The organism is Methylomonas sp. MS20, assembly GCF_050275925.1.
Lineage (GTDB): Bacteria > Pseudomonadota > Gammaproteobacteria > Methylococcales > Methylomonadaceae > Methylomonas > Methylomonas koyamae_A.
In genome coordinates, this window is the sequence record NZ_CP189963.1 from 221788 (window position 1) to 231878 (window position 10091).

15 protein-coding genes are annotated in these 10091 nt (G+C 58.0%); 12 read left to right on the forward strand and 3 right to left on the reverse strand.

Going from position 1 to position 10091, the window contains the following annotated elements; translation table 11 throughout:
* The first annotated feature begins 131 nt into the window (after positions 1-131).
* Positions 132-347, forward strand: a complete 216-nt coding sequence (locus ACQE3D_RS25635; RefSeq protein WP_281020282.1) for a hypothetical protein — start codon at positions 132-134, stop codon at positions 345-347.
* Here the strand turns inward: ACQE3D_RS25635 and ACQE3D_RS25640 are convergent.
* A complete protein-coding gene (locus ACQE3D_RS25640) occupies positions 344-580 on the reverse strand; it encodes a hypothetical protein (RefSeq protein ID WP_281023465.1) in 237 nt (78 codons plus the stop codon). The two genes, ACQE3D_RS25635 and ACQE3D_RS25640, sit on opposite strands and share 4 nt — an antisense overlap.
* A gap of 114 nt (positions 581-694) precedes the next feature.
* On the opposite strand from ACQE3D_RS25640, the gene ACQE3D_RS25645 reads away from it, so the two are divergent.
* Positions 695-985 carry a hypothetical protein gene (locus tag ACQE3D_RS25645; RefSeq protein WP_427551966.1) on the forward strand — a complete coding sequence of 97 codons (291 nt, stop codon included), beginning with the start codon at positions 695-697 and terminating at the stop codon, positions 983-985.
* Here the strand turns inward: ACQE3D_RS25645 and ACQE3D_RS25650 are convergent.
* Complete coding sequence (locus ACQE3D_RS25650; RefSeq protein ID WP_427551967.1) at positions 956-1165, reverse strand: hypothetical protein; 210 nt, start codon at positions 1163-1165, stop codon at positions 956-958. The two genes, ACQE3D_RS25645 and ACQE3D_RS25650, sit on opposite strands and share 30 nt — an antisense overlap.
* A 132-nt stretch (positions 1166-1297) precedes the next feature.
* Between ACQE3D_RS25650 and ACQE3D_RS25655 the strand changes: the two genes are divergently transcribed.
* The 5 genes from ACQE3D_RS25655 to ACQE3D_RS25675 all read left to right on the forward strand — a co-directional run bounded on the left by ACQE3D_RS25655 (position 1298) and on the right by ACQE3D_RS25675 (position 6774).
* Positions 1298-2239: an AAA family ATPase gene (locus tag ACQE3D_RS25655; protein ID WP_427551968.1), complete on the forward strand. Its 942-nt coding sequence runs from the start codon at positions 1298-1300 to the stop codon at positions 2237-2239.
* A 1-nt stretch (position 2240) separates the two neighbouring features.
* Complete coding sequence (locus tag ACQE3D_RS25660) at positions 2241-2696, forward strand: hypothetical protein (RefSeq protein ID WP_427551969.1); 456 nt, start codon at positions 2241-2243, stop codon at positions 2694-2696.
* Positions 2697-2807: 111 nt separating this feature from the next.
* Positions 2808-4013: a DUF3150 domain-containing protein gene (locus ACQE3D_RS25665; protein WP_427551970.1), complete on the forward strand. Its 1206-nt coding sequence runs from the start codon at positions 2808-2810 to the stop codon at positions 4011-4013.
* A gap of 83 nt (positions 4014-4096) precedes the next feature.
* The gene (locus ACQE3D_RS25670; RefSeq protein WP_427551971.1) at positions 4097-5875 is read left to right on the forward strand and encodes a VWA domain-containing protein; all 1779 of its coding nucleotides are present in this window, start codon (positions 4097-4099) and stop codon (positions 5873-5875) included.
* 389 nt (positions 5876-6264) lie between these two features.
* Positions 6265-6774 (forward strand): hypothetical protein, encoded by a 510-nt coding sequence (locus tag ACQE3D_RS25675; protein ID WP_427551972.1) that lies wholly within the window; start codon positions 6265-6267, stop codon positions 6772-6774.
* Positions 6775-6786: 12 nt separating this feature from the next.
* Here ACQE3D_RS25675 and ACQE3D_RS25680 read toward each other — a convergent pair whose 3' ends face one another.
* Complete coding sequence (locus tag ACQE3D_RS25680; protein ID WP_281023473.1) at positions 6787-7032, reverse strand: hypothetical protein; 246 nt, start codon at positions 7030-7032, stop codon at positions 6787-6789.
* Positions 7033-7300: 268 nt separating this feature from the next.
* Here ACQE3D_RS25680 and ACQE3D_RS25685 point away from each other — a divergent pair, with 268 nt between their 5' ends.
* The 5 genes from ACQE3D_RS25685 (at position 7301) to ACQE3D_RS25705 (ending at position 9987) form a co-directional block, all read left to right on the forward strand.
* Entirely contained in the window at positions 7301-7882 is a 582-nt protein-coding gene (locus ACQE3D_RS25685; RefSeq protein WP_427551973.1) for a hypothetical protein, read from the forward strand.
* 109 nt (positions 7883-7991) lie between these two features.
* Positions 7992-8618 (forward strand): hypothetical protein, encoded by a 627-nt coding sequence (locus ACQE3D_RS25690; RefSeq protein ID WP_427551974.1) that lies wholly within the window; start codon positions 7992-7994, stop codon positions 8616-8618.
* Between the two features lie 89 nt (positions 8619-8707).
* Positions 8708-9337 carry a hypothetical protein gene (locus ACQE3D_RS25695; RefSeq protein WP_348637068.1) on the forward strand — a complete coding sequence of 210 codons (630 nt, stop codon included), beginning with the start codon at positions 8708-8710 and terminating at the stop codon, positions 9335-9337.
* 91 nt (positions 9338-9428) lie between these two features.
* Positions 9429-9746 (forward strand): hypothetical protein, encoded by a 318-nt coding sequence (locus ACQE3D_RS25700; protein WP_281023476.1) that lies wholly within the window; start codon positions 9429-9431, stop codon positions 9744-9746.
* Positions 9730-9987 carry a hypothetical protein gene (locus ACQE3D_RS25705; RefSeq protein ID WP_281023478.1) on the forward strand — a complete coding sequence of 86 codons (258 nt, stop codon included), beginning with the start codon at positions 9730-9732 and terminating at the stop codon, positions 9985-9987. Before ACQE3D_RS25700 ends, ACQE3D_RS25705 begins: the two co-directional genes overlap by 17 nt.
* Positions 9988-10091 lie beyond the last annotated feature (104 nt).

A 10091-nucleotide genomic window follows, 5' to 3' on the forward strand; every position in this document is an offset into this window, starting at 1 on the left:
GTCCTTGGTGGTACCGGGTGCGTCAAACCCGGTTTATGTCGGCCGTTGCTATCAACGGCATTTTCTCAAAACCCGAAGGGGGCATCGCGCCCTATCGGGCCATCGGTGCCCCCGTTTTTTGGAGGTGCACCATGACTCATCAACAAGCGGTTTGGACGTTTTTAACCGATCTGAAACATCGGCGGGAAACCGCTAAACGGTTAGAAGAACTGGCCAAGTCGAATCCGGAAGCGGTGGTAGCGTTTGTCGAAGCGCTACCTGATGGCTGGCAGTTTCAAGACGATTCCGAAACCGATCTGCTCAAACGCCTCCATGCGATGGCGTTAACCCGCATCGCGGAGCGTTAATCCTTCAGCAACTGCTCGTAGGTGACTTCACCGCGTACCAGGGGGCTGGTTCCCGTTTCCAACGCCTGAAGTAAATCGGCGAGAAAGGCGGGTGCACAGGCCTGAACCAAGGCGACATCGTATTCCGCTGTCGTTTTAATCGTATTGACCGCGTACCCGCGCTGGGCGTTGTGACGTTGTAAGCGGCGAAATTCCGCTTGGGTCAATCGGACTTTACCCGCATGTTCGATCATGCAAACCTCGATCGGTGTTGATGTTTGACATCGTTTGATGACTATACCCACCCCAACAGGGAGACCTCTCCCGCTGGAGGCGTGTCTCCCTTTAATTTTTTAGGAGATACGACCATGAACTTAAAATCCCTTTTTAAATTTCCACGCCGCGAAGCGTTCATGTCCACGGCGGACAAGCTGCTCGAACTGGCCGCGTTAAAACCGGCCTCGGTCGCGGGCGCTTTATTGAACCATCCCGGTGAATTTCGGGACCTCAACCCGGCGATCGCCACCACCTTGGTGCTGTCGCTGATCGATCGCGGTCAAACCGACACCTTGCGCCAACTGCTGGCCAGTAAGGCAATCGGCGAAGCCAAAGCCGAGTTATTGGCGGAATTACTCCTCCTGGAGGCATTCGCCGAGTAACACGGCTTGCAGCAAGCGGGATTCGGCACTCGTGTCCTTATCCCGCAAGTCCTCGGCCGCGACGCTCAAGGCCGTATTGTACGCCACGACCGTCTTTGGCGGTGTGGCTCGATCGGTCATCACCCGAAAGGCGTGGCGTTCCCGGTCGCTTAAACGCAGTTTTTGTCCTAATCGAATCATCGCGGTGTCCTCAATGGTTTAGACCATCATAACCGCGATGACGTATTCATCAACCCCGACAGGGAGGCTCGCTTCCCCACCGGGGAGGGCGTCCGCCTCTTTTTCGGGTTTCACCCTGAATCAGGAGGCAGTATGTACCAACAATACCCTATCGCCGAGACCTTCGGCATACCCGCACCGGCATCCATGAAAGTCGAGGGCTTTACGCCTTCCAGCAATCCGTTTGTCCCGGTCGAAAAACCGTATCTGTTCCGGCGCGAGCCGCTCCGCGACGCGCTGGCGTTTTTCGGCAATCCGAACGGCGACGGCTTGTATATCACCGGCCCCACCGGATCCGGTAAAACCTCGCTGATCGAGCAAGTCGCCGCCCGCTTACACTGGGGCTTGCAGGCAGTCGCCGGTCACGGTCGACTCGAGTTCAACGATCTGCTCGGCCAATTCATCCTGACCGGCAACGGCACCATGAAATGGATCGATGGACCCTTGACCAGCGCGGTGCGGCACGGCCAGGTGCTGTTGATCAACGAGATCGACGCCACCGACCCGGCCGAACTGCTCGGCTTGAACGATATCGTCGAAGGCAAGCCGTTGCTGATCGCCGCTACCGACGAAGTGGTTAAACCCCATCCGAAGTTTCGGCTGGTCGCGACCGGTAATAGTGCCGGCGCCGGCGATCATTCGGGTTTGTACCAAGGCGTGAATCGTCAAAGCCTGGCCTTCATGGACCGCTTTCGCTTAATGGAAGTGGGTTATCCGGAACCGGCCGACGAAATGACGATGCTCGAACAAGCGGTACCGACCATGCCCGTCAGTATTCGGGAACGGATGATTCAACTCGCCAACGAGATCCGCAAGGTCTTTATCGGCGGCGGCGATTCATCCGGACTGCTGTCGATCACCATGTCGACCCGCGGTTTGTTGCGTTGGGCCCTACTCAGCGCCAACTACAAAGGCGCCCCGAATGCCCTGGCCTATGCCTTGGATCGGGCGCTGGTTCTGCGCGGCGATATGGCCGAACGCGAAGCCATCCACCGGATGGCGCAAGACGTGTTCGGTAGCGATTGGGTGGTGTGAGATGACGGTGCTGTATTGGCAGGTCGAATGCCGAGCGCCCCAACCGGTCGTGCTCGCCATGAACCACGCCTTGCACCACTGGCGATCTTGCATCGACCAATGGCAGCAAGGCCTAGGACTGAGCGGGTCACCTTGGCCGAATTGGGAGTCGTTGTTGCAACTGAGCGCAGCCGGATGCAGCTTCGACACCAGCGGCCAAATTCATCCAGAACACGGCATTACCCCGTGGCTCTGGCTGACGGCGTTGAAAAAAGCCGGCTTTGCCGATATCGACGTGGGCATCGTGACCGATGCGTCTCGCGAAACCTCGACCAACTTACACCAGGAATCCGAGGTGTTGCAGCTATTCGGTACCGACCTGGCGCAAATCCGGCCTGTGGCGCAAGCCTTGGGCTTGCTGTTGCCGGCCTTGGATCTGCTCGACGCGCTGGGCGACACCGACAGTGCCTGGTTTTAACCGGTCACGGTCTTTACTTTTTTAATCCAGCCTGTTCACCAGGCTTTATCAACCCGGAAGGGGCTTACACTGCCTTTCGGGGCTGTCGTAGGCCTCTTTTAAGGAGGCACTATGACGCAGTGTAATCAAATCCTGGACCGCGTGGTCCTGGTCAAAATCGACGCCAACATCTACGGCGCGCGGAAAAAATTGCGCAAAGAAGATCTGGTGCTGGCCGACGGCAGCGAATTACCACCCGAGGACTTGGCCAGTTTAGGCTCCAAGCGCTTGCTCGACCCCGATGAATTGGCGGATTTCAATCGCCTGAAAAAGGCGGGTGAACGCCACTGTCTACGGGTCGGTACCCGCTTTATGGGCGGATTTGTGGTGCCGGTCGAACACACGGCCGATATCGTGGCGGAACTTGAAAAAATCGCTTTGGCATTCGCCACGAAAAAAGCGAGTTTCCTGGCGGGCTACGACGATGCGGTGCGCGACTGGATCGCTAAACACCCAAGCTTCGCCGGCATCATCGAAAAGGCGATCGATCCCATGCCCTACGTGGCCACGAAGTTGGGTTTCGACTTTATGGTGGTCGCTATCCGGCAACCGGAAGCCGCCAGTCCGGGCGATGTCGCGCGGCTGGAACAGCAAATCGATTCGATCGGCGGCCAGTTGTTTCACGAAGTGGCTGTCGATGCCCAGTTGTTGCTGGAACAGTCATTGATCGGAAAAGAGCAAGTCACTCGCAATGCCTTGCGGCCGATCAAACGGATTCGCGACAAACTGGATGGCTTGGGCTTTCTGGATCATCGCGTAGCGCCCATCGTCCGCTGGATCGATACCTTGTTGCAAACCATCCCCAGTCGCGGTGCGATCGAGGGAGCCTTGCTGCAGGAAATCCTGGCGATGACCCTGCTGTTGGCCAATCCCGACCAGCTTCGCCGCCACGGCGAAGGCTTGTTGACGATGCAGCCGGCGGTGACGGACGACGACGATACGGAGGCCTTGGCGCCCTTGGGCGACGAGGAAGTGCCAGCGTCGACACCCGCGACCGATCCGCTTCAATTCAGCTTGCTCGAACCGACCGAGGAGACACCCGCGATCGATCCGGAAGCGCTGTTTGGCGACTTGTTCGACGACTTGCTGACCGGTGACGGCTATCAAGAAGCGAACGATTCGTCGTTTGCCAATCTGGTTTCCGTTTCGGACGGCAAGCTTGAATCACCCGCCTTGGCCGCGCAAGCGCCCAAAGCGGATCCAGAAGACGAACCTCAAACCCAAGGCAATGCTGTCCCCGAGCCATCGGCGAAAGTGGTTGCCGATTTCTGGTTTTAAGCGTTTTTTATCCACCCTATCGGGGCAATGCGACACGCCCCTTCGGGCCTGTGGCTTGCCCCGGTTTTTTTAAGGAGCAAGCCATGAATTCCACTTTAGAACGTGCATTTCCCATCGTGGCGGCCGCCATCGGCAACCGCTTTGGCATTCCGGTCTCGGTCGGCGGCGCGAACGCGTATACCGACGGCCATTCGATCCAGCTGCCGGGCTATGACGGCACCGATCCGGATTATCAGACGGTCGCCTGGGGCTATTTGGCCCATGAAGCCGCCCATCTTCGGTTTTCGGATTTTGAGATCGACTACGGCGATTCGGTGTTGCGCCGGCGCATCTGCGGTGCGATCGAAGACGTGCGGATCGAGCATGAACTGGCCAAGACCTATCCCGGCACCCGGCTAACCTTGGCCAAAGTGATCGAAAAAATGATCTTCGAAGGCCGGTTCGTCGCGATGACGACACACGACCATCCCGGCAACGTGTTGTACGGCTACATTCTGAAACGGCTCAGAGCAACGGTGTTGGGTCAAGCGGTACTCACCCCCTTGGTCGATGCCACCCGAGAGGCGTTACGCGATTGTTTTCCGCGCGGCGCGCTGATTCGTTTGGAAGGTCTGTTATCCGAAGTGCCTAACGCCTTAACCTGCGAACGGGACTGTCTGGACCTGACCGATCGGATTTTGGCGATGATCGAACAGGAATGTACCGAACCGACGGACACGTCGGCTAGCGGTGATTCGGACTCGGAGGATGCTGACAACGCCGCCGCCGAGGATGATAACGATCCATCCGACACGGACACCGAGCACGAGGATTCGTCATCGTCCGGTTCAGACGCAGACGGCGCCGAAAGCCTGACTGATCCCGAAGACCCGGCCCCGTCCGATCAGGACGACGAGCCTGGAAACGATTCGGCGGGGGCGGATCACGCTTCGTCCGGAACGGATCAGCCGGCCCAGCAGGACGAGAGCGCTACGCCGTCTTTAATGGACCTACTGCGTGCCACGTCCGAGCAGGACCTGGAACCGGACTGGTTCGAAACGGTGAAAGCGCAATTGCGCCTGGCACCGGGCACCTATCACGACCTGATCTTACCGAACGGGCTCATCCCGACCGGTAGCCGCTTGGTCGGTCAAGCCTTGGCCAAGCGGGTGGCACAAGACAGCAAAGCCTTGCGCGTCGCTCTGCAAAGCGCGGTGCAAGCCCACCGGCAAAACCGGCCGCAAGCCGTGCGCAACGGTCGGCGCATCGATCCTCGCCGCTTATCCAAGCTGGCGTTGGGCGATACGCGGGTGTTTTGCCGATCCGGACACCAGGTTTCGCCGAACAGTGCGGTACATCTGTTGTTGGATACCTCCGAGAGTATGGGTGCTGAAATCGTGATCGATAATGTCGCGGTCACGTTGCTGAGTCTGGCACTGGACGCGGCGATGGCCTTGGCCCTGGCGTTGGAAAGTATCCAGGGTGTCAATCCCGCGATCACCGCCTTTCCGGGCGCCGACGATGCGTCGGTGCATCAAGTGTTACGCCACGGCGAAAAAGTCCACGGCAGTTTCGGACGTTTTTCGCTGTCGGCGGCCAATACCACGCCCATGACCCAAGCGGTCTGGTTTGCCGCGGCGCAATTGCTGCAATGCCGCGAACCGCGCAAGGTGCTGTTAGTGATCACCGATGGGGTGCCCAACGATAAAGCGGGTACGCTGTCGATCTTAAAACGGTGCCAGGACAACGGCATCGAAACCCTGGGTATCGGCTTGGGCGTGGAGGTGGGCCATTTATTTCCGGTCGCCCTCAGCATCCAACACGTGTCCGAACTCAGGCATCAGCTGTTCGAACTGTCCAAAGCCGTGCTATTGGCGGCTTGAGCGGTATAAGGTGATTTGAAGCGTGCCGGTACGCGTTGCAGGATTTCATTTCGATGAAGTCCTGCCCGTATCGGCCACCCTATTGCCAGCGGCTAGCGATCGGGCTAGAGTAGCGCAACCCTCATAAGAGCCGGTTTTCTCATGCGTGGTCCAGGACTTCGCATCGCAAAATCGACTTCATGCGTTCTTTCGAGAATGCTGATTCCGGCCACGGCCGGCGTTCCGTCTTCAGGCGGCCAGCAAAATCACCTTTTGCTGGTATCGGTTGCGTCAATGCCGATCCTTCATCCGGCTTGTTTACAAGCCTTTATCCATCCCGCTTCGGGCGCCACTGCCCGAGCCGGGTCGTGCGTTTGAAGCTTTTTCTTCCGCTTTGGAAGGAGGTTTCCATGCACTTGATCATCGGTACCATTCTGCTTGCCTTATTCATCCTGGCCATCCGGGTGATCTGGCATACCGTCAAGACGGCCCGGTTCTGGTTTAGCCAACACGGGGCGTTCTGGCAAAGCCAACGCTTAGCCAACCCATCGGTCAGGCCCGCGCTACCCGCGCGCTTTACCGCACCAAACCCACGGCCCGCAGCGGATTGGGAGGATCTTTCCGAAACGATTCGGGCGAGCCTTTTGGAACGCAACCAGAGCCACGCCTATCGGCTCGAGAAACTCGATGTCGATCTGCAGGTTAGGTTGAAAACCCAAGCGATTATGCAGGCGGATATCGAAATCGCCGAGCTGCAACGCCGCTTGGCCGAAGCGCAGGCACTACTCAACCAGCCCGTGAAAAAACGGCGAAAATCGGATGCGGCCTTGGCTGCACCGGTTAAAAAGCCCAATCCCGCAGCCGGTTTGCGCAAGGCCTTGCAAGGCGAAAAAGGCACGACCGGTTCGATTGTGCATTAATCGGGCGGGGCATCAGTGCAGCCGGGTCGTCACCGACGGCAGGCGAAACACGTTGCAACGCCGCAATTCTTGCTCGACATCGAGCTCGAGCAACGGTGCAATCTGGACAATCGTATCCCGCCTAAATGCGCGGATGCGAGCTAACAGCGGTCCTGCCACTTGGGGATCGGGGATGTTCGTCAATACGTCGACCTCGTAGTCGTTCAGATCCGCGAGGATCTTGCGATAGCAGTCGAAGTGACGTTTACCGGGTCTCACCAGAACCGCCATTGGCTTACGTTCGGGTTGGGGCCGGGGTTTAGGTGGCGGATTGATGAGTCGATCCAGCCACTTCACCCATTCAACGATTCGGGTCCATGTTAGGTTCATCGGCTGACCTTGAAAAAGGGAAGGTCCGATGACCTTACAACGACTTTTTCATAACGCAACCGTCCGTCCTTACGGCCGGCGGCAAAGACTTATTTAACCCTGGCGGGATCCACATCCCTCGGGGTGACGGTTCCCGCCGATCACGGAGGGAATTACCATGTCATCCTTACCCGCTCCGGTTTCGGAGATTGTGTACCTTAACCAATACCGTTGCCCCTATTGCCAGATCGAATGGGACGACGAATGGAGTTGCGCCTGCAACGACCATTGCCCGTCGTGCAATGCCGAAATCGAACCGTACCACAGCGACGTAGCCGCCGACGAGAATCCCTCGCCGGCCTACGCCGTGACCTACACCCTCGATTACACGCACCGGGTGGTGGTCGGCGTCGTCGCTGACAGTCCGGAACAAGCCCAATCGATCGCCGAAGCCGCGTTCGACGACGGCTCGATTTGGGACGACACCCCGGAAATGCCGCTGCTGTTCGACGACTTCGAGGAAGTCGACGGCGAAACCTTGCAATGGGAAGTCGCAGCGGTCGACGTCTGGCCCAAGGCCGACGCCTCGGTGGTGAAGCTCCGTCAAGAACGCACCGCGATGGCGGTGTGCCGCGGTCTGATCGACGCCTACCAGCGTGGTGAAGACGCCGGCGGCAGTATCGATTGGGCGGACTTAGACCCGCTGATACCGTTAGCTCAAGAAGCGCTTGGGTTGTCTGATTCAGACCCAGCCGCTTAATCATCCTTCGGCTTTTCGCGGCATTCGCGGCGAGCCTCATGATCAATCCCTGCGGGAATGTCTGTTCCCGACTGGGGGCGTGGCGTTCCCGTATTCAACGGAGAACACCATGCAACATCCAATGATTGAACTGACCGTCTCGAATGGCCATACCATTCGTTACCAACGCCGGCCGTCCGGTACGTGTTTTCACGAAGAGACACCGCAAGCGGTGGTCGACATCCTCGAAGAGGTCTTGGGTACCCAGCGGAAAATCCGTTTGTACTATGGCGACCCGGCAACGGGACAGTCCTGGTTCGACGAGAACGACGTCATCGGCACCATCGGACGATCGGGCGGCAAGATCAAGGTGCCGTTGCTGATCGAGCCACTGGAAACCGGCGGTCCGGCCATTCTGGACCACTGTATCGTGCGAATCGACAGTCCGTTTCGGACCCTTTACCAGCACCCGACTTTTCGGGTCGGCGACGTTGCTGTCCAACCAGGCGTGCACGTCGATTATCCGTGGTCGGTCACGATCGACGGCCAAGTCCACGCCGGCTTTGCCACCAAACGGCAAGCGAATGTGTTTGCCGCCTTCATTCAGGGCAAACGGTTTGCGATGCCGATCGACAAGCACGGCGTAAAAGAGTGCGAAAGCGATGACTTGCCCTGGCAAGTCTGGTTGAACGACAAGCTGAAGGCCGCGTTTTTATCCGAAGCCGAAGCTAATCGCTATTGGTACGCGTTGCAGTAACCGCGCGCGGCTCAAACCTTATCGAACCCCGACGGGTATCACGCCCGTTTGGGTGGTGCCTGTCGGGTCTTTTTCTTAGGAGAAACACCATGACAGACCACCGACAAAACCCTGACGATGCCATTAAACGCACCGTACAGCAATTCTTGACGGACCAAGGCTGGATTGCGCTCGACAGCGTGGCCATCGCCACTAAGTGCTACGCCACCGCGGTCGGACCGAAGCAAGCCTATGTCTACTTAGCCCTTTGGGGCTGCGAATGGGTGTTGACGGCCGACTACGACAGTCAAGGCGGCAATATCCTGGAATCGCTCCGCGCGACCTTGCCCGAAACGGCCGATACCGATACCGATGAAATTCGGCGTTTGACGGCCGCGTTGTCGGACGAGATCGACGCGCGGATAGCGGATAGCTACGCCGTCCGTCTGATCCGGAACGAACCGCAAAAGCGGCCCTTCTCGCTCGGCACCGCCGTGGCGACGCCCGGTGCGATCGCCCTACTGGAAGAGACGTTGCTTGATCCTGGCCACTTGCTCTCGCGTCACGCCTGCGGCGATTGGGGCGATCTATGCGCCGAGGATCGTGCGTTGAACGACGCTGCATTGGAACAAGGCGGCCGACTGATGTCGGTGTACCGGATTTCCGAACAGGACACGGTTTGGGTCATTACCGAAGCCGACCACTCGGTGACAACGGTGTTGTTGCCGGACGAGTATTAACCCGATCGTTTTTTCAATCCACCCTGGCGGGGAGCGCAGTCTGTCCCGTACAGGGATGCTGCGCTACTCGCTGTTCAAAGGAGGAATCACCATGAGTACGCATGCAATGTTTTCGACTTACCCCTCACAAACCACCGCCGCCGTACGGGCCCGGTTATCCGATGTCGGCGTCGACATGACGGCGTTGTTGGATCGGCATGCTCGCGGCGATTGGGGCGATATCAATCTGGACGACGAACAGGAAAACGGCCTGTCCCTCGTCTGCGGCGGACCGATCGTGTCGCAATTCAAGCTGTCCGGCACGGACGGTATTCGGATTGTGACCGATACGCAACGGCGCACGACGTTGATTCGTCTGGCGACCGAGACGTTCGAACTTCGCGGGAGTCGTCGTGATGCCCGTACTTGAACAGTTCAGTCTAAAGCGGACACGCTGTTCGCTTGCAAACTGGCTGCAAGCACACGGCATTGACTGCAATCAAGCCAGTTTGAAGAAATCATTCGAATTTTACGGGATGACGTTTGCGCTATTAGCGACACTCGGACTCGCGTTTGTTTCGGTCGAAGGATCGCTGATTTTGATGGTTGCCATCATTGTGAATGCGCCATATTGGCTGGTTAAAGGCTACCAGCGATTTAAACGGCGTTAATTCAGCGATCGACTTTTAAACCCAATGACTCGGGGAAACGGACATTCCCCGCCAGGGGTGCGTCTTGGTTTTCCCGAAATTCAACATCCATCGAGGAAAAAATC